The 18607-nt window shown below is 78.8% G+C and carries 18 protein-coding genes; 17 read left to right on the top strand and 1 reads right to left on the bottom strand.

Annotated elements, in window-relative coordinates; all coding sequences use genetic code 11:
* The first annotated feature begins 171 nt into the window (after positions 1–171).
* From WDV85_RS01080 to whiG, 16 genes are all read left to right on the top strand, one after another.
* Entirely contained in the window at positions 172–2679 is a 2508-nt protein-coding gene (locus WDV85_RS01080) for a [protein-PII] uridylyltransferase (protein ID WP_339568863.1), read from the top strand.
* A 9-nt stretch (positions 2680–2688) separates the two neighbouring features.
* Positions 2689–4287: a signal recognition particle protein gene (gene ffh / locus WDV85_RS01075; RefSeq protein ID WP_339568862.1), complete on the top strand. Its 1599-nt coding sequence runs from the start codon at positions 2689–2691 to the stop codon at positions 4285–4287.
* Positions 4288–4303: 16 nt separating this feature from the next.
* Positions 4304–5419 carry an amidohydrolase family protein gene (locus tag WDV85_RS01070; protein ID WP_339568861.1) on the top strand — a complete coding sequence of 372 codons (1116 nt, stop codon included), beginning with the start codon at positions 4304–4306 and terminating at the stop codon, positions 5417–5419.
* Positions 5420–5546: 127 nt separating this feature from the next.
* Positions 5547–5990, top strand: a complete 444-nt coding sequence (gene rpsP / locus WDV85_RS01065) for a 30S ribosomal protein S16 (RefSeq protein WP_171203598.1) — start codon at positions 5547–5549, stop codon at positions 5988–5990.
* A 1-nt stretch (position 5991) separates the two neighbouring features.
* A complete protein-coding gene (locus tag WDV85_RS01060) occupies positions 5992–6237 on the top strand; it encodes an RNA-binding protein (protein ID WP_298804798.1) in 246 nt (81 codons plus the stop codon).
* A 189-nt stretch (positions 6238–6426) separates the two neighbouring features.
* Complete coding sequence (rimM, locus tag WDV85_RS01055) at positions 6427–7014, top strand: ribosome maturation factor RimM (protein ID WP_339568860.1); 588 nt, start codon at positions 6427–6429, stop codon at positions 7012–7014.
* A gap of 1 nt (position 7015) precedes the next feature.
* Positions 7016–7828, top strand: a complete 813-nt coding sequence (trmD, locus tag WDV85_RS01050) for a tRNA (guanosine(37)-N1)-methyltransferase TrmD (protein ID WP_339568859.1) — start codon at positions 7016–7018, stop codon at positions 7826–7828.
* A gap of 236 nt (positions 7829–8064) precedes the next feature.
* Entirely contained in the window at positions 8065–8421 is a 357-nt protein-coding gene (gene rplS, locus WDV85_RS01045) for a 50S ribosomal protein L19 (RefSeq protein WP_171203602.1), read from the top strand.
* A 277-nt stretch (positions 8422–8698) separates the two neighbouring features.
* Positions 8699–9523: a signal peptidase I gene (lepB, locus tag WDV85_RS01040; RefSeq protein ID WP_339568858.1), complete on the top strand. Its 825-nt coding sequence runs from the start codon at positions 8699–8701 to the stop codon at positions 9521–9523.
* A gap of 125 nt (positions 9524–9648) precedes the next feature.
* Positions 9649–10395, top strand: a complete 747-nt coding sequence (locus WDV85_RS01035) for a ribonuclease HII (RefSeq protein WP_445263163.1) — start codon at positions 9649–9651, stop codon at positions 10393–10395.
* Entirely contained in the window at positions 10392–10700 is a 309-nt protein-coding gene (locus tag WDV85_RS01030; protein WP_171204143.1) for a DUF2469 domain-containing protein, read from the top strand. The genes WDV85_RS01035 and WDV85_RS01030 overlap by 4 nt, the downstream gene beginning before the upstream one ends.
* Positions 10701–10873: 173 nt before the next feature.
* Positions 10874–11254 (top strand): YraN family protein, encoded by a 381-nt coding sequence (locus WDV85_RS01025; protein ID WP_298990438.1) that lies wholly within the window; start codon positions 10874–10876, stop codon positions 11252–11254.
* On the top strand, positions 11254–12795 hold the full coding sequence (locus WDV85_RS01020) for a YifB family Mg chelatase-like AAA ATPase (protein WP_339568856.1): 1542 nt from the start codon (positions 11254–11256) through the stop codon (positions 12793–12795). The genes WDV85_RS01025 and WDV85_RS01020 overlap by 1 nt, the downstream gene beginning before the upstream one ends.
* The gene (dprA, locus tag WDV85_RS01015) at positions 12792–14021 is read left to right on the top strand and encodes a DNA-processing protein DprA (RefSeq protein WP_339568855.1); all 1230 of its coding nucleotides are present in this window, start codon (positions 12792–12794) and stop codon (positions 14019–14021) included. The genes WDV85_RS01020 and dprA overlap by 4 nt, the downstream gene beginning before the upstream one ends.
* Before the next feature lie 271 nt (positions 14022–14292).
* Complete coding sequence (locus WDV85_RS01010; RefSeq protein WP_339568854.1) at positions 14293–15354, top strand: tyrosine-type recombinase/integrase; 1062 nt, start codon at positions 14293–14295, stop codon at positions 15352–15354.
* 186 nt (positions 15355–15540) lie between these two features.
* Positions 15541–16338: an RNA polymerase sigma factor WhiG gene (gene whiG / locus WDV85_RS01005; protein WP_339569432.1), complete on the top strand. Its 798-nt coding sequence runs from the start codon at positions 15541–15543 to the stop codon at positions 16336–16338.
* Between the two features lie 103 nt (positions 16339–16441).
* Here the strand turns inward: whiG and WDV85_RS01000 are convergent, their stop codons facing one another.
* On the bottom strand, positions 16442–17131 hold the full coding sequence (locus WDV85_RS01000; RefSeq protein ID WP_339568853.1) for a M23 family metallopeptidase: 690 nt from the start codon (positions 17129–17131) through the stop codon (positions 16442–16444).
* A gap of 384 nt (positions 17132–17515) precedes the next feature.
* Here WDV85_RS01000 and rpsB point away from each other — a divergent pair, with 384 nt between their 5' ends.
* Positions 17516–18475 (top strand): 30S ribosomal protein S2, encoded by a 960-nt coding sequence (gene rpsB / locus WDV85_RS00995; protein ID WP_171202285.1) that lies wholly within the window; start codon positions 17516–17518, stop codon positions 18473–18475.
* Positions 18476–18607 lie beyond the last annotated feature (132 nt).

The following is an 18607-nucleotide window of genomic DNA, read 5'->3' as shown; positions in this document are numbered from 1 at the left end:
CTGACGACGCGGGCCCGCGCCGTCGGCGCGTCGGGGGGCGAGCACTCGGGGTGACGGCGACCACGCACGGTGCTGCGCCGCGCTCCCCGCCCACGAGGCCGGGGGCGGCGGGCACCACGGTCGAGGCACGACGAGCGGCGGGCGGGAGCGCCCGGCAGGGACGGAGGGGCCATGGGAGCCACCGGGAGCGCGACGACCGCACCGGACGGGCCGCGGCGCAGGGACCTGCGGACCGAGCGGCTCGCGCTCGCGGTCCGCGCGGGCCTGGACGACCGCACGGCGGGGCCCGCGCGCCGGGAGCGGCTCGCCGACCTCGTCGACGGCTGGCTCGAGGAGGTGTGGGAGGGCGCCGCGGCCTCCGTCGGCGCGCGCGCCGGCGCCGGCACGACGGGCGTCGCCCTCGTCGCCGTCGGCAGCCACGCCCGCCGGGAGGCCGGCCCGGCGAGCGACCTCGACCTCGTGCTCCTCCACGACGGGCGCACCTGGGCGCCCGAGCAGCTCGCGGAGGTCGCCGACCGGGTCTGGTACCCCGTGTGGGACGCGAGCCTGCGCCTGGACCACTCCGTCCGCTCCGTGGCGGACTGCCGCCAGGTCGCCGCGGACGACGTCACCGCGGCCGTCGGCCTGCTCGACCTGCGGCCCGTGGCCGGGGACGCGGCCATGGCGCTGCACGCCCGCGAGGCGCTGCGCGAGGACTGGCGGCGGGGCGCCCGCCAGCGCCTCCCCGGGCTCCTCGCCTCCGCGGCCGAGCGGGCGTCCGCCCACGGCGAGCTCGCCTACCTCCTCGAGGGGGACCTCAAGGAGGCCCGCGGGGGGCTGCGCGACGCCGTCGTCCTGCAGTCCATCGTCGCGAGCTGGCTGGCCGACGCCCCCCACGGCAGCTCGGGGGAGGCCCGGCTGCGGCTGCTCGACGTGAGGGACGCGCTGCACGCCGTCACCGGCCGGCCGGGGGAGCGCCTGCTCCTGCACGAGCAGGACGCGGTCGCCGTCGCCATGGGCCTCGAGGACGCCGACGCGCTGCTGGCCGAGGTGGCCCTGGCCGCGCGCGCCCTCGCGTGGTCCCTCGACGTCACCGCCCGCCGGGCCACCGGCGCCGCCACCACGCGCCGCGGCTGGCGCCGGCGCCGGCCCGTGCAGCGCGCCGTCGAGGTCGACCTCGTCGAGCACGAGGGCGAGCTCTGCCTCGGCGCGGCGGCCCGCCCCTCGAGCGACCCCACCCTGACGCTGCGGGCCGCGGCGGCCGCCGCCAAGGAGGGGCTGCCCCTGTCGCCCGTCACGGCCGGGCACCTCGCCACGGGGTCCCCGGTGCCGGGGACGCCGTGGCCGGCGCCCGCCCGCACGGCGCTGCTCGAGCTGCTCGGCACGGGGGAGCGGCAGGTGCCCGTGTGGGAGACCCTCGACCAGGCGGGGCTCGTGACCGCGTGGTTCCCCGAGTGGCGGGCCGTCCGCAACCGGCCCCAGCGCACCGTCGTCCACCGGCACACCGTCGACCGCCACCTCGTCGAGACGTGCGTGCAGGCCGAGGAGCGGCTGGGGGACGTCGCCCGCCCCGACCTGCTGCTCCTCACCTGCCTGCTGCACGACCTCGGCAAGACGGCGGGAGCCCGCGACCACAGCGAGGTCGGCGCGCCCCTCGCCGAGGCCGTCGCCCGGCGCACCGGGCTGCCCGAGGAGGACGTCGCCGTCGTCCGCCGGCTCGTGCGGCACCACCTCGCGCTCGTCGACCTGGCCACGCGGCGCGACCCCGACGACCCGCGCACGGTCGCCGAGCTCGTCGAGGTCGTCGACGGCCGGGAGGACGTCCTCGACCTCCTGCGCGCGCTCACCGAGGCCGACGCCCGCGCGGCCGGCCCCGCGGCGTGGACGGCGTGGCGGCGGCGCCTCGTCGACGACCTCGTCGCCCGGGCGCGCTCCGCCCTCCAGGGCCGCGAGCCCCCCGGGCCGGCCCCGCTCACCGCGGCCGAGCGCGGCCTCGTCGCCGCCGTCCTCCTCGACGGCACGCCGCGGGTCGAGACGAGCCCCCTGCTCGGGCTGCACGGCGTCACCGTCGTCGCCCCCGACCGGCCGGGCCTCTTCGGCGACGTGGCGGGGCTGCTCGCCGCGCACGGGCTGGCGGTGCGCTCGGCGCTCGTGCGCACGGTCGACGGCGTCGCCGTCGACACGTGGTGGGTCCACGGCAGCCGCGGCGTGCCCGACCCCGCCGTCCTGCGGACGGAGCTGCTGCGACTGGGCGCCGGCGACGCCTCCGTGCTGGAGCGCCTCGCGCGGCGCGACGCCGGGTGGCGCCCCCCGCGCCTGGCCGGCGACGCGGCGCCCCGCGTCCTCGTCGTGCCCGGGGCGTCGGAGGACGCGACGGTCGTCGAGGTGCGGGCGCCGGACCGCCCGCGGCTGCTGCACCGCCTCGGCAGCGCGCTGCGGGAGGAGGGGGTGGACGTCCGCAGCGCCCACGTGGCCACGCACTCCTCGCGGGCCGTCGACGTGCTCTACCTCTGCGAGCCCGGCGGCGGCCCGCTGAGCCCCGGCCGCACCGCCCGCGTCGTCGGGGTGCTCACCGACGCCGCCTCCGGCGAGCCGGCTCCCGCCGGCGCGTCCGCCGGGTCCACCAGCGGGTCCGTCCCGGCGCGCGCGGCCGGGGCCGCCGCCCCGCGGGCGGGCGGGGCGGGCGGGGGCGGCGGGTAGCCTCGGCGCGTGTTCTCCTCCCTCTCCGACCGGCTGTCGGCGACCTTCAAGGGCCTGCGCGGCAAGGGGCGCCTGTCCGAGGCCGACGTCGACGCCACCGTCCGCGAGATCCGCCGGGCGCTGCTCGACGCCGACGTCGCCCTGCCCGTGGTGCGCCAGTTCGCCGCCTCGGTGCGCGAGCGGGCGCTGTCGGCGGAGGTCTCGGGCGCGCTGAACCCGGCGCAGCAGGTCGTCAAGATCGTCCACGAGGAGCTCGTGGGCGTCCTCGGCGGGCAGACGCGGCGGCTGCGCTTCGCCAAGAACCCCCCGACGGTCATCATGCTCGCGGGCCTGCAGGGAGCCGGGAAGACGACGCTGGCCGGCAAGCTCGGCCGGTGGCTGCGCGAGCAGGGCCACGCGCCGCTGCTCGTGGCCGCGGACCTCCAGCGGCCCAACGCCGTCACCCAGCTGCAGGTCGTGGGCGAGCGGGCGGGCGTCGCCGTCTTCGCGCCCGAGCCGGGCAACGGCGTGGGCGACCCGGTGGACGTGGCCCGCCGCGGCGTCGCCGCCGCGCGCGAGCGCCAGCACGACGTCGTCGTCGTCGACACGGCCGGCCGCCTCGGCGTCGACGCCGAGATGATGCAGCAGGCCGCCGACATCCGCGCCGCCACGGAGCCCGACGAGGTGCTCTTCGTCGTCGACGCGATGATCGGCCAGGACGCCGTCGTGACGGCGCAGGCCTTCCTCGACGGCGTCGACCTCACGGGCGTCGTGCTGTCCAAGCTCGACGGCGACGCCCGCGGCGGCGCCGCCCTGTCGGTCGCCTCGGTGACGGGCCGGCCCGTCATGTTCGCCTCGACGGGCGAGGGGCTGGGGGACTTCGAGGTCTTCCACCCCGACCGGATGGCCTCGCGCATCCTCGACATGGGCGACGTCCTCACGCTCATCGAGCAGGCGGAGAAGGCCTTCGACGCCGAGCAGGCGCAGGACCTCGCCACCCGCTTCGCGAGCGGCGAGGACTTCACGCTCGACGACTTCCTCACCCAGATGCAGGGCCTGCGCAACATGGGCTCGATCAAGAAGATGCTCGGGATGCTCCCCGGCATGGGCGAGCTGCGCGAGCAGCTCGAGAGCTTCGACGAGCGCGAGATCGACCGCATCGAGGCGATCGTCCGCTCGATGACGCCGCTCGAGCGGCGCTCGCCCAAGGTGCTCAACGGCTCGCGCCGCGCGCGCATCGCCAAGGGGTCGGGCCGCACCGTCACCGACGTCAACCAGCTCCTCGACCGCTTCGCCGACGCCCAGAAGATGATGCGCTCGATGCGCAAGGGCGGCGGGATGCCCGGCATGGGGGGCCTGCCCGGCATGGGCGGCGGTCGCAGCGGCCCCGGGGGCGGGATGCCCGGCCTGCCCGGCGGGGGCAAGAAGTCCCGGGGCCGGACGGCGCCGCCGCCGAAGAAGGGCAAGGCGAAGTCCGGCAACCCGGCCAAGCGCGCCCAGCAGCAGCAGGCGGCCCCGGCCCGCAGCGCGCAGGCGCCCGGGTCCTCCTTCGGCCTCGGCCAGCAGGGCCAGCAGGTGCCCGAGGACCTCGAGCTGCCGCCCGGCTTCGAGAAGTTCCTCGGCCGGTAGCGCCGCCGTGGGGCAGGTGCTGCACCTGACCGGGCGCGTCCTGCACGGTCCCGGCACGGGGTCCGACGAGGACGCCGCGCAGGGCCTGTGGGTGCTCGACGGGCGCGTCAGCACGACGCGGCCCGCGGGGGACCACGACGTCACCGCGCTCGAGGGGTGGGTCCTCCCCGGGCTCGTCGACGCGCACTGCCACATCGGCCTCGGCGCGGGCGGCGAGGTCGACCGGCCCACGGCCGAGGAGCAGGCGCGCACCGACCGCGACGCCGGGACGCTCCTCGTGCGCGACGCCGGGTCCCCGGCCGACACGCGGTGGGTGCAGCAGCGCGAGGACCTGCCCCGGCTCGTGCGGGCGGGCCGCCACGTCGCCCGCACGCGCCGCTACCTGCGCGGCTTCGCCGAGGAGGTCGAGCCGCCGCAGCTCGTCGACGAGGTGCGGCGCCAGGCCCGCCGCGGCGACGGCTGGGTCAAGGTCGTCGGCGACTGGATCGACCGCGAGGCCGGCGACCTCGCCCCCTGCTGGTCGCGGGAGGACCTCGCGGCGGCGGCCGCGGCCGCGCACGCCGAGGGCGCCCGCATCACGGCGCACGTCTTCGGCGCGGAGGCGCTGGCCGACGTCCTGGCCGCGGGCTTCGACGGGGTGGAGCACGCGACGGCGATGGGGCCGGACGACGTGGCGCTCATGGCCGAGGGGGGGACCGCCGTCGTGCCGACGCTCGTCAACATCGGCACCTTCCCCGACATCGCGGCGCGGGGCGAGGGCAAGTTCCCCCGGTACGCGGCCCACATGCGGCGGCTGCACGCGCGCCGCCGCGAGGCGGTCGCGCTGGCGCACGAGGCCGGCGTGCCGCTGTTCGCCGGCACCGACGCCGGCGGCACGCTGCCCCACGGGATCCTCGCCGACGAGGTGGCCGAGATGGCGGCCGCCGGGCTCGGGCCCGCGGCTGCGCTCGACGCGGCGTGCTGGTCGGCGCGGCGGTGGCTCGGCCACCCGGCCCTCGAGGAGGGCGCGAGCGCCGACCTCCTCGTGCTGCCCGAGGACCCGCGGCGCGACGTCGGCGTGCTCGCCGCGCCGTCGGCCGTCGTCCTGCGCGGGCGGCAGGTCGCCCGGGCCGGACGGCGTCTGGCACACTAGCCCGCTGTACCGGGCGCCGAGGGACCCTCTCACCCGCGGCGCGCGAGTCCTGCAGCACCGACGCCCCGGCGGGCCCCACGCCGGGCGGGCGCGCTCACCCCAGACGAACCAGGAGAACCCCTCCACCGTGGCAGTCAAGATCCGTCTCAAGCGCCTGGGCAAGATCCGGGCCCCGTACTACCGCGTCGTCGTCGCCGACTCGCGCACCAAGCGCGACGGCCGCGCGATCGAGGAGATCGGGAAGTACCACCCGACCCAGGAGCCCTCGTTCATCGAGATCGACTCCGAGCGCGCCCAGTACTGGCTCGGCGTCGGCGCGCAGCCGACCGAGCAGGTCGCCGCGCTGCTCAAGATCACGGGCGACTGGCAGAAGTTCAAGGGCCTCCCGGGCGCCGAGGGCACGCTGCGCACGGCCGAGCCCAAGGCGGACCGCCGCGCGGCCTTCGAGGCCGCCGCCCGCGAGAGCGGCCCGGCCGAGCTCGCCCCGAAGAAGGACGCGACGGCGAAGGGCTCGGGCGAGAAGGCCTCCGAGTCGGCGCCGTCCGAGGACGCCCCGGTCGCGAAGGCCTGACGTGCTCGCCGACGCCCTCGAGCACCTCGTCCGCGGCATCGTGGACAACCCCGACGACGTGCGGGTCACCGACCGCCCGGTGCGGCGCGGGACGGTGCTCGAGGTGCGGGTGCACCCCGACGACCTGGGCCGCGTGATCGGCCGGTCGGGGCGCACGGCCACCTCGCTGCGGACCGTCCTCTCCGCGCTCTCGCGCGGGGAGGGCCCGGTGCGCGTCGACGTCGTCGACGTCGACCGCGCTCGCTGACCCGCCGGACCACCGGCGCGGTCGTCGCAGCACCGCAGCACCCGGCGCGAGCCCCTCCCGCACGGCGGGCGGGGCTCGCGCCGTCTGCGGGCCCGGACCTCCGCTCGGTGCCGAGCGGCACCCCGGCACGCACGTCCCACCCGCACGTCCCACCCGGGCCGCCCGCCGGCCCCGACCCCGAGGAGCGCCGTGGAGCTCGTCGTCGCCCGCGCCGGCCGCCCGCACGGGCTGCGCGGCGAGGTCGCCCTGGAGGTCCGCACCGACGACCCGGGCCGCCGGCTCGCCGTCGGCGCCCGCCTGCGCACGGACCCCGACGTCGGGGTTCTGACCGTCACGAGCTCGCGCGAGCACCAGGGGCGGCCGCTCGTCGCCTTCGCCGAGGTCGCCGACCGCACCGCCGCGGAGGAGCTGCGCGGCGTGCTGCTGCTCGTCGACGTCGACCCCGACGACCCGGCCGAGGTCGAGGAGGACGCCTGGCACCGCGGTCAGCTCGTCGGCCTGCGGGCGACCACGGTCGACGGGCGCGACGCCGGCGAGGTCGTCGGCCTCGAGCACCTCCCCGCGCAGGACGCGCTCGTCGTGCGGCAGCCCTCCGGCGCCACCGCCCTCGTCCCCTTCGTCCGGTCGATCGTCCCGGAGGTCGACGTCGCCGGCGGCCGGGTCGTGCTGAACCCGCCCGGCGGCCTCCTGGAGGCCGTGCCCGCGGAGGACGACGAGGCGGAGGGCGACGACACCGGGGGAGCGGGCGACGAGGGCCCTGCGCCGGCGGGCCGCTGACGTGCGGGTCGACGTCGTCACGATCTTCCCCGACTACCTCGCCCCGCTGCAGCTGTCCCTCATCGGCCGCGCGCAGCGGCTCGGGCTGCTCGACCTGCACGTGCACGACCTGCGCGGGTGGACCGAGGACCGCCACCGCACCGTCGACGACACCCCGGCGGGCGGCGGCGCCGGCATGGTCATGCTCCCCGAGCCCTGGGGCCGCGCCCTCGACGCGGTGCACCGGGGCGAGGGCCCGGACGGCCCCGTCGGCGCCCTCCCGCCCGCGTCCGACGGCGCGGAGCCGCCCCTGCTGCTGGTGCCCAGCCCGTCCGGCCGCCCGCTCGACCAGTCGACGGCCCACGCGCTGGCCGCCGAGCCGCGCCTGGTCGTCGCCTGCGGGCGGTACGAGGGGATCGACGAGCGGGTCCTCGTCGACGCCGCGCAGCGGTACCGCGTGCAGCCCTTCAGCCTGGGCGACTACGTCCTCAACGGCGGCGAGGTCGCCGCCCTCGCGCTCGTCGAGGCCGTCGGCCGGCTCCTGCCGGGCGTCGTGGGCAACCCGGACTCGCTCCTCGAGGAGTCCCACGAGCAGGGGCTCCTCGAGCACCCCGTCTACACGCGCCCGCCGCGGTGGCGCGACCTCGACGTGCCGGAGGTGCTCCTGTCCGGCCACCACGGCCAGGTCGCCCGGTGGCGCCGCGAGCAGGGGCTGCGCCGGACGGCGCGCCGCCGCCCCGACCTCCTGGCGGCGCTCCTGGAGCGCGACCCGGCGGCGCTCGACGCCGCCGACCTCGCCGTCCTCGCCGAGGAGGGCTGGACGCCCGGGAGCTGAGCCGCCGGCCGCCGACGTCCGGGCGCCCGCCGAGCCGGTCGGCGGTGCGGCCGGGCTGTGGCAGACTTGCCCGCCGAGCCGGACGACGGGCCCGCCCCTGCCGCAGGGGGCGCGCGGAGCCCGGAGGAGACCGGCGCGAGCCGCCCGGCGGCTCGGACCACCACGAGGACGACGGGGCGCGGCCCCGCCACGAGTGCGCGACCGGCCTGCGGCGGTGCGCGGGAGAGCAGCAGACGATGCAGACACTGGACGGGCTCGACGCAGCCTCGATGCGCGACGACATCCCCGAGTTCCGGCCCGGCGACACCGTCAAGGTGCACGTCAAGGTCATCGAGGGCACCCGCTCGCGCGTGCAGCTGTTCCAGGGCGTCGTGCTGCGCCGCCAGGGCGACGGCGTCCGCGAGACCTTCACGGCCCGCAAGGTGAGCTTCGGCGTCGGCGTGGAGCGCACCTTCCCGGTGCACACCCCCGCGATCGAGCGGATCGAGGTCGTCACCCGCGGCGACGTCCGCCGCGCGAAGCTGTACTACCTGCGCGAGCTGCGCGGCAAGGCCGCCAAGATCAAGGAGAAGCGCGAGCCCGTCTCGCGCTGACCCGGCCGGCCGCACGGCCGCGCCCGCGCCACGCCCCCGTCCGCACGGTCTCCCGACCGTCGCGGGCGGGGGCGTCGTCGTCCGCGCCCGCCCCCCGACCGCCCGTCGTCGTCCCCCGCCCGGGGGCGCCCGGGCGCGCCACCGGCGCGGGCCGGGTCCGGAGGGTGCGAGGCTGGGCCGTCGGGGCGGCCGGAGCCGGTCCGGGCGAGGCGGCCCGCCGGTGCGGGCGGCGGGGGACGTGACGGGGCCGCGAGGGCCACGAGGGTGGAGGACGTGCGTGAGCAGCGCAGAGGGCGGGCCCGTGGACGGCCGGGGCGACGAGCGGCTCGCGGCGGGCGGGGCGCCGCCCGCCGAGGAGGAGCCGCGCCGCGGCGGCGGCCTGACGGGCGCGCTGCGCGAGGTCGTCGTCGTGGTCGTCACCGCGCTCGTGCTCTCGCTGCTCATCAAGACCTTCCTCGTGCAGGCCTTCTACATCCCGTCCGAGTCGATGCAGCCGACCCTCGAGGTGGGCGACCGCGTCCTCGTCAGCCGGCTGACGCCGGGACCGTTCGAGCTGGAGCGCGGCGACGTCGTCGTCTTCACCGACCCGGGCGGGTGGCTCGACCAGGCGCCCGCCCCCGACCGGACGCCGGTCGGCGCGGCGGTCGCGGACGTCCTGTCCTTCGTCGGCGTCCTGCCGGAGGACTCGGGCGACCACCTCATCAAGCGGGTCGTCGGACTGCCGGGCGACACCGTCTCCGCCGACGGCACGGGGGAGCTCGTCGTCAACGGCGAGCCCGTCGAGGAGCGCTACGTCTACCCCGGCGACCTTCCCAGCGCGGAGGCCTTCTCCGTCGTCGTCCCCGAGGGACGCGTCTGGGTCATGGGGGACCACCGCTCGGACTCCCTCGACAGCCGCGCCCACACCCAGCTCGAGGGCGGCGGCACCGTGCCGCTGGACGACGTCGTCGGCCGCGCGGTGCTCCTCGTGTGGCCGCTCGACCGGTGGGACTGGCTCGGGCAGGGCGAGGACGCCTTCCGGCGCGTGCCCCCGCCCGCCGCGAGCGGGACCGGTGTCGAGCAGGGCGGGGCGACGCCCACCGCGCCGGTCGCCGGCTCGTGAGCGAGGCCGGCGCGGCCCCGGGCCGCCCCGCGGCGCGGCGCCCGGCGCCCTCGCGGGGTGCTGCCTCCTCGCGGGGCGGGGGGCCCCGGGGGGCGACACCGACGCTCCGGGCCGAGCGCGCGCTCCTGCGCGAGGGCCACCTCCTCGTGGCCGGGGTCGACGAGGTGGGCCGCGGCGCCCTCGCCGGCCCCGTGAGCGTCGGCGTCGCCGTCGTGGACGCGGCGACGCGGACGGCCCCGGCCGGGCTGCGGGACTCCAAGCTCCTGGCCCCCGAGGCGCGCGAGGCCCTCGCCCCGCGCCTGCGCCGCTGGGCGCCCGCGCACGCCGTCGGGCACGCCAGCGCGGGGGAGGTCGACGCCCTGGGCATCGTCCGGGCGTTGCGGCTGGCCGGGCGGCGGGCGCTCGAGCAGCTGGGCGTCGTCCCGGACGTCGTGCTGCTCGACGGCTCGCACGACTGGCTGTCGACCCCCGTGCCCCGCGGCGGCGCCCGGGCCGACCCGTGGCTCGTGCGCACGCAGGTCAAGGCCGACCTGCGCTGCGCGGCCGTGGCCGCCGCCAGCGTCCTCGCCAAGACCGAGCGCGACGCGCTGCTGCGCGACCTCGGCGCCCGCGACGAGCGCTACGGGTGGTCCGGCAACAAGGGCTACTCCGCTCCCGACCACCTGGCCGCGCTGCGCCGCCACGGTCCCTGCGTCCACCACCGGCGCAGCTGGCGGCTGCCGGGGTGCGAGCCCGCGCCCGCCGTCGCGGCCGCCCTCGCGGAGCTGCCGGTGCAGGCGCCCGCCGGTCGGGACCGGCCCCCGGCGTCGGGCAGGATGGACGGCGACCTGCCGGTGGCGGTGCCGGCCCCGAGCGCGCGGAAGGGCCCATGAGCGCTGAGGACCTCGAGGACTACGAGACCGAGATGGAGCTCGCGCTCTACCGCGAGTACCGCGACGTCGTGGGCCTGTTCGCCTACGTCGTCGAGACGGAGCGCCGCTTCTACCTCGCCAACTCCGTGGACCTCGTGCCGCGCAGCACCGACGGCGAGGTCTGGTTCGAGCTGACGCTCACCGACGCGTGGGTGTGGGACGTCTACCGGTCGGCGCGCTTCGTGAAGCAGGTGCGCGTCGTCACCTTCAAGGACGTCAACGTCGAGGAGCTGGCCAAGTCCGACCTCACCGTCCCGGAGACGTGACGACCGGCTGAGCCGCCGGCCCCGCTGACCGAGACCGCCGGCCCTGGGCGCCGCCCGCCGCGCGTCCGCCCGGTGCGCACAGCCCCCGGCCGGGCCCCGCCCTCCACAGCCGGGCGCCGCCACCGACCGCCGCCGGCCTGCGCCGCGCACGCTGCGGCGCGGAGGTGGTTCTCGTGCGGACGAGCGACGCGGTGGGCCGGTACGGCGAGCAGGTGGCGGTGGCGCACCTGGAGGCCGCCGGGATGCGGGTGGTGGCGCGCAACTGGCGCTGCACGAGCCCGGTGCGCGGGGAGATCGACGTCGTCGCCCGCGACGGCGACGCCCTCGTGGCGGTGGAGGTGAAGACCCGCCGCTGCGGCCCCGCGGGCGCGCCGGGCGCGGGGCACCCCTTCGAGGCCGTCACGCCCGTGAAGGCCGCGCGGGTGCGGCGCCTGCTCGTGGCCTTCGCGGACGCCTCGGGGGAGCGGGCGGGCAGCCTGCGCGTCGACGCGGTCGCCGTGCTGCGCCCGCCCGCGGGCCCGGCCCGCGTCGAGCACCTGCGCGGGGTGGCGTGATGGGGCTGGGCGCCACGCGCGGCATCGCGCTCGTCGGGCTCGCCGGCGCCGTCGTGGAGGTCGAGGCCTTCGTGACCCCGGGCCTGCCGGCCTTCGTCGTCACCGGCCTGCCGGACACGTCCCTCGGCCAGTCGCGCGACCGCGTCCGGGCGGCGCTCGCGGGCATCGGCTGCTCGCTGCCGTCGCGGCGCGTCACCGTGAACCTCTCGCCCGCCTCGCTGCCCAAGCAGGGCGCCGGCTTCGACCTCGCCGTGGCCGTCGCCGTCCTCGCGGCCGAGGGCGGGCTGGCGCGCGAGGCGGTCCGCGGCTGGACGCACCTCGGCGAGCTCGGCCTCGACGGGAGCCTGCGCCCCGTGCGGGGCGTCCTGCCCGCGGTGGTCGCCGCCGTCCGCGCCGGCTCGCCGCGCGTGGTGGTGCCGCAGGAGAACGCGGCGGAGGCGGAGCTCGTGCCGGGGGCCCAGGTGCGTGCGGCCGCGTCGCTCGCGGCGGTGGTCCGCGGGCACGGCGGCGAGGTCGACGCGGCGTGCGACCCGGACGAGCCGCCCGCGCGCCGGCTCGGTCCCGCCCCGGTGACGGCGACGACGCCGGACCTCGCGGACGTCGTCGGCCAGGACGAGGCGCGACGGGCCGTCGAGGTGGCCGCCGCGGGCGGGCACCACCTGCTGCTCGTGGGGCCGCCGGGCGCCGGCAAGACGATGCTCGCCGCCCGCCTGCCGGGGCTGCTGCCCGACCTCGACGACGAGGAGGCGGTCGAGGTCACCGCGGTGCACTCGGTCGCGGGCACCTTCGACGCGGCCGGCGGCCTGCTGCGCCGCCCGCCCTTCGAGGACCCGCACCACACGGCGACCACGCCCTCGGTCGTCGGCGGCGGCAGCGGGGTCGTCCGCCCCGGCGCCGCCTCGCGGGCGCACCGGGGCGTCCTCTTCCTCGACGAGGCCCCCGAGTTCCGCAAGGACGTCCTCGAGGCGCTCCGGCAGCCGCTCGAGCACGGCAGCCTCGTCATCGCGCGGGCCGGCGGCGCGGCCCGCTACCCGGCGCGCTTCCAGCTCGTGCTCGCGGCCAACCCCTGCCCGTGCGGCCGCGCGAGCGGGCGCGGCGACGCGTGCACGTGCGCCTCGGTGGAGCGCCGGCGCTACCTCGCCCGGCTGTCCGGGCCGCTGCTCGACCGGGTCGACCTCCAGGTCGAGGTGGCGGCCCCCTCGCGGGCCGCGCTCGCGCTCGGGGCGGAGGGGGAGACGACGGCGGTCGTGGCCGCCCGCGTGCGCGCCGCGCGCGCGGCGCAGGCCGCGCGCCTGGCCGGCTCGGGCGCCCGTTGCAACGGCGAGGCGCCGGGGACCCTGCTGCGCGGGCGGCTGCGCCCGGCGCCCGGGGTCGTCGGCGACCTCGACACGGCCCTCGACCGCGGGCGGCTGACGCTGCGCGGCTACGACCGGTGCCTGCGGACGGCGTGGACCCTCGCCGACCTCGACGGCGCCGACGCGCCCGACCGCGACCACGTGGGCCGGGCGCTGCTGCTCCGCCTGCGCGGGACCGCGGCGTGAGCGGCGGGGAGCAGCTGCCGCTGCCGGGCGCGACGCCGGCCTGGGCCGCCGAGGACCGGTGGGCGCGGGCGGCGTGGAGCCGTCTCGCCGAGCCCGGCGACGCGGTGGCGGCCGCGCTGCGCTCGGCCCTCGGGCCCGTGGCCGCGCTCGACGTCGTCCTCGCGGGGACCGACGTCCCGGTGCTCCCGGGCGACGCCGGGACCCCGCGGGCCCGCGCCGCCCTGCGGGCCGGCCTCGACCGGTGGCGGCCGCGGCTCGACGGGCTCGACCCGCGCCGCGACGCCGACGTGCTCGGCCGCCTCGGTGGGCGGCTCGTCGTCCCGGCGGACGAGGAGTGGCCCCGGCGGCTGGCCGACCTCGGCGACGCCGCGCCGCCCTGCCTGTGGGTGCGCGGCGCGGGGGCGCTGGGCCCCCTCGTCGAGCGGTCGGTCGCCCTCGTCGGCTCGCGCGCCGCCTCGGCCTACGGCGAGCACGTCGCGGCCGACCTGGCCGCGGGCCTCGCCGAGCGCGGGGTCGCGGTCGTCTCCGGCGGCGCCTTCGGCGTCGACGCCGCCGCCCACCGCGCGGCGCTGGCCGTCGGCGGGGCGACGGCGGCCGTGCTCGCCTGCGGGGTCGACCGCGCCTACCCCGCGGCGCACGAGGCGCTGCTCGCGCGCATCGCGGCCGAGCACGTCGTCGTCGCGGAGCAGCCGCCGGGGTCCTCCCCGACGCGGTGGCGGTTCCTCGAGCGGAACCGGCTCATCGCGGCCGCCTCCTCGGCGGTCGTCGTCGTCGAGGCGGCCTGGCGCTCGGGAGCGCTCAGCACGGCCACCCGGGCGGCCGCGCTCCTCCGACCGCTCGGCGCGGTGCCGGGGCCCGTGACCTCGAGCACGTCGGCGGGCTGCCACCGGGTGATGCGGGAGCTCGCGGCCACCTGCGTGACCGACGCGGCGGAGGTGCTCGAGCTCGTCGACGCGGCCTCCGGGGAGGCCGTGCCCGTCCCGCCCGAGCGGGAGCGGTCGGGGCGCCGGCGCCCGCTCGCCGGGCTGGAGGGCGAGGACCTGCGGGTCGCGGACGCCCTGCCCGTGCGCCGGGGCGCGCCCGTCGTCTCGGTCGCCCGGGCCGCGGGGCTCTCCGAGCGGACCGTCCTGGCGTGCCTCGGGCGCCTGGCGCTCAGCGGGCACGCCGAGGAGGTCGGCGCCGACGACCGGGGGCCGCTGTGGCGCCGCGCGGCTCCGCGCGGCTAGCCCCTCCACCCCCGTCGCGGCCGCCCGTCGCCCGGCGACACCGCCCGACCGGCGTCGCCGGTCACGGCCCCTGCCGCCGCCGACGACCGTCCCGGGCCGCCGAGGAGCGGCGGCCGCGCCGCGGCTCGTCCGGGCGACGGGCCCGCGACGGCCGTGCGGGACCACCGACCACGGAGCACGGGCCACCGACCGCGGGTCGCCGATCTCCGACCAGCGGGCGACGGCGGGGCGGGTGGTTGCCCCGAGCGCGCGGGTGCGGGAGCGTGCGTCCGTGGTCGCGGGGACGGGGGAGCGCGCGCCGCACCCAGTTGCGCCCTCCGCGGGGCCCGGGCCAGCGGCAGGACCTGCGCCCGCGTCGGGGTCCGCTGCCGCCCCCGGGCCGGACGAGCGCGCCACGCGCCTCCTCGAGGCCTTCGCCGAGCACCTCGCGGTCGAGCGCGGTCGCTCGCCGCACACCGTGCGCGCCTACGTGGGCGACGTCCGCGACCTCCTGGCCGCAGCGCGGAGCCGCGGCGGCGACCCGGCCGACGTCGACCTCGCGCTCCTGCGGGCGTGGCTCTCGGGCGAGGCCCGCGCGGTCCCCGACGCGGTGGCCGGCGCCCGGGAGCCCCGCGCGGCGCCGGGGCCGGCGGCGCGGGCGACGACGGCGCGCCGGGCGGCGTCGGCGCGCGCCTTCACCGCCTGGCTGGCGCGCACCGGCGCCGCGGGCGCGGACGCCGGCGTGCGGCTGCGCGCGCCCCGCTCGTCGGGCGCGCTGCCGGGCGTGCTCGCGGCCGGGGCCGTCGCCCAGGTCCTCGCGGCCGCCGAGGAGGCGGCGGAGGAGGGCGGCCCCGTGGCCCTGCGCGACGCCGCGGCGCTCGAGCTCCTCTACGCCACGGGTGTCCGCGTGGGCGAGCTCGTCGGCCTCGACGTCGACGACGTCGACCGCTCGCGCTGGACCGTCCGGGTGATGGGCAAGGGCGCCAAGGAGCGCGTCGTGCCCTTCGGCGCGCCCGCCGACGCGGCGCTCGGACGCTGGCTCGGACGGGGCAGACCCGCCCTGGCCGGGCCCCGCAGCGGCCCCGCGCTGCTGCTCGGCGCCCGCGGGGGCCGCCTCGACCAGCGCGCGGTCCGGGGCCTCGTGGAACGGATCAGTGCGAAAGTTGTGTCACGACACGTGACTCCACATACGCTGCGTCACAGCGCGGCGACACACCTGCTCGACGGGGGGGCTGATCTGAGGAGCGTCCAGGAGCTGCTGGGGCACGCGAGCCTGGCCACCACGCAGCTCTACACGCACGTCTCCGTGGAGCGGCTCCGCTCGAGCTACCACCAGGCGCACCCCCGTGCCTGACGCCGCCGCCCCGCGCCGCCCGCTACGCCAGGCCCCCGGACGCGCCGGGGAGCCCCGACCGGAGGAGAGCTCGTGACCCAGCGCACGCCCTCGCCGGGCCGTCGCGCCCCCGCACGGGAGCGAGCGGCCGCGGGCGCCGCCGCCGGCGGGACCGACGAGCAGGCCCGGGTCGACGACGGCGTCGAGGTGGAGGAGCCGGAGCGCGCCCTCACGCCCGCGGAGGAGGCCGAGGCCGCCGTCCGCGAGCTCTGGGTCGCCTTCAAGACGACGGGGGACGCCGCCGTCCGCGAGCGCCTGATCCTCCACTACTCGCCGCTGGTCAAGTTCGTCGCCGGTCGCGTGGGCGTGGGCCTGCCCTCCAACGTGGAGCAGGCGGACCTCGTGTCCTACGGGGTCTTCGGCCTCATCGACGCCATCGAGAAGTACGACCTCGAGCGCGCCATCAAGTTCGAGACGTACGCCATCCAGCGCATCCGCGGCGCCATCATCGACGAGCTGCGCGCCCTCGACTGGATCCCGCGGTCGGTCCGCAGCAAGGCCCGCGAGGTGGAGAAGACCTACGCCGAGCTCGAGGCGCGCCTGCACCGCACGCCCACCGAGCCCGAGGTCGCGGCGCAGATGGGCATCCCGCTGAAGGACCTGCACCACATCTTCAGCCAGGTCTCCTACGTCAACCTCGTCGCGCTGGACGAGCTGCTCTCCGGCGGCGAGAAGGGCGACAGCCTGTCCCTGGGCGACACGCTCGAGGACACGCGGGCCGAGGACCCGGTGATGGCCTTCGAGGGCGAGGAGACGAAGTTCCTCCTCGCCCGGGCCATCGACCAGCTCTCCGAGCGGGAGAAGATCGTCGTCACGCTCTACTACTACGAGAACATGACCCTCGCCGAGATCGGGCGGATCCTCGGCGTCACGGAGTCCCGCATCTGCCAGATGCACTCCAAGGCCGTCCTGCAGCTGCGCACCAAGCTCGCCGACGTCAGCTGACGCCGCCCGGCCCGCGGCGGGCCACCGCCCCGCGCGACGGCACGGCCCACCTCCGCGGACCCGTCGCCGGGGCCCTCGGCGCGTCCGGCCAGGGCTCCTGCTCCTACCCCCGCCCCTCCCCGGGGGTCAGCGCCGGGGCGAGGGGCAGGAGGACGGGCGGCTTAGGAGGCGCGAGCAGGAGCAGCGGGTCGAGGTAGGCCGCCGCCGCCCCCCGGCCGCGGCGCACGCCCCAGTGGAGGCAGCCCGCCGTCGCGCACCCCGCGTGCGCCGTCGGGGCGCGCAGCGCCACCACCTCGCCCCGGCGGACCGTCGTCCCGACCGCGAGCAGCGGCACGACGGGCTCGAAGGACGACCTCAGGTCCCCGGCGTGGTCGAGCACGAGGACGCCGCGGTCCACCACCGGCCCGGCGAAGCCGACGACGCCGTCGGCGGGCGCGAGCACCTCCTGCCCGGCCGCGGCGCCCACGTCGACGCCGCGGTGCCCGGGCGACCACCGCTGCGCCGGTGCGGCGAAGCCGCGGAGGACCTCGAGCGGCTCGGCGACGGGCGGTCGCCACGGCGTCGTGCGGGGCGCGGCCCGCGCCGTGCGCGCCACCGCGGCGGGTGGTGCTGCCGACGGCGCGTCCGGCGTCGTGGCGACGCGGGGCGACGCCGGCCCCGGGTCGGGCGCCGCGACGGCCACCGACCCGGAGCCGGAGCCCGGTGCGGCGTACGGGACGGCGGCGGGGGCCGCGACCAGGGCGGCGGCGAGGAGCGGGGCGAGCAGGAGGGCGCGGACGCGGGCGACGGGCACACGGCGAGCCTGGTCCGGGCGGGGAGGCGCGTGGGCGGCGTCCGAGCGTCCTGGGGACGACGCCGCGGGGGAGCGCGCCCGTGCGCACCGGGCGGACGCCGCCCCCGGCGGCCGGTCGGGGGCAGCGGTCTGGGCCCGTGGCGGGGCCAGCGGTCGGGGCCAGCGGTCGGGGTGCGGGCGCGGAGGGCGTACTCTGGTCGCGGGGTCGGCTCGCGCCGGCCTACTTCGCGCGCCCGCGGACCGCTGCTCGCAGCGGGGGCGCACCTCCCGGTCCGAGCCGCGCCGCGGCGAGGAGCAGGTGCGCCGCGGACGCCAGGGCGGGGCCCGCAGGGGGTCCCGCGACCAACCGGAGCCGCGCACCCGCGCGGCGTGAGAGGACCACCCATGGCCGTCGTCACGATGCGCCAGCTGCTGGAGAGCGGTGTCCACTTCGGGCACCAGACCCGCCGCTGGAACCCGAAGATGAAGCGCTTCATCTTCACCGAGCGCAACGGCATCTACATCATCGACCTGCAGCAGTCGCTGACGTACATCGACCGCGCGTACGAGTTCGTCAAGGAGACGGTCTCCCACGGCGGCACGGTGCTCTTCGTCGGCACGAAGAAGCAGGCGCAGGAGCCGCTCGCCGAGCAGGCCACCCGCGTGGGCATGCCCTACGTGAACCAGCGCTGGCTGGGCGGGATGCTCACCAACTTCCAGACGGTGAGCAAGCGCCTCGCGCGCATGAAGGAGCTCGACCTCGTCGACTTCGACGACGTCGCCGCCAGCGGGCGGACGAAGAAGGAGCTCCTCATGATGCGGCGCGAGAAGGAGAAGCTCGACCGCACGCTCGGCGGCATCCGCGACATGCAGCGCACGCCCAGCGCCGTGTGGATCGTCGACACGAACAAGGAGCACCTCGCGGTCGACGAGGCGCGCAAGCTCAACATCCCGATCGTCGCGATCCTCGACACGAACTGCGACCCGGACAGCGTCGACTACCGGATCCCCGGCAACGACGACGCCATCCGCTCGGTGACGCTGCTCACCCGCGTCGTGGCCGACGCCGTCGCCGACGGCCTCATGGCCCGCGCCGGCGGCGGCCAGCGCGGCGGGGCCGAGCAGTCCGAGCCGCTCGCCGAGTGGGAGCGCGAGCTCCTCGGCCAGGGCCCGGACCAGTCGGGCGCCTCCGAGGGCCACGCGGCCCGCGGCGGCGACGCCGAGGCCGACGCCGTCGAGGGGTCCGTGGCGGACGCCGACGCGCAGTCCGTGGCCGAGGCCGTGGCCGGCGAGCCCTCCGCCGAGGAGGCCGTCGCCACCGTCCAGCAGCCCGAGCAGGCCGAGGGCGAGACCGCGCAGGCCTGACCCGCCGCGGGGCGAGCACGACGCGCCCCGCGCACCAGCACGACCGCCGGCCCGCACCGGGCCCCGCAGCCGCGGGGCCCGGTGCGGCGCGTCGGCCCCGCAGCGCCCGTCGCTGCCCCTCCCACACCCCGA

Source organism: Pseudokineococcus sp. 5B2Z-1, assembly GCF_037482305.1.
Taxonomy (GTDB): Bacteria; Actinomycetota; Actinomycetes; order Actinomycetales; family Quadrisphaeraceae; genus Pseudokineococcus.
The sequence above is the reverse complement of the archived record's forward strand: the minus strand, read 5'-3'. Positions and strand labels throughout refer to the sequence as shown.

Coding starts and splice junctions, on each gene's coding strand:
- rpsB (WP_171202285.1), top strand. CDS start 17,516: ATGGCCGTCGTCACGATGCGCCAGCTGCTGGAGAGCGGTGTCCACTTC.
- WDV85_RS01020 (WP_339568856.1), top strand. CDS start 11,254: ATGGGGCTGGGCGCCACGCGCGGCATCGCGCTCGTCGGGCTCGCCGGC.
- rplS (WP_171203602.1), top strand. CDS start 8,065: ATGCAGACACTGGACGGGCTCGACGCAGCCTCGATGCGCGACGACATC.
- WDV85_RS01080 (WP_339568863.1), top strand. CDS start 172: ATGGGAGCCACCGGGAGCGCGACGACCGCACCGGACGGGCCGCGGCGC.
- WDV85_RS01030 (WP_171204143.1), top strand. CDS start 10,392: ATGAGCGCTGAGGACCTCGAGGACTACGAGACCGAGATGGAGCTCGCG.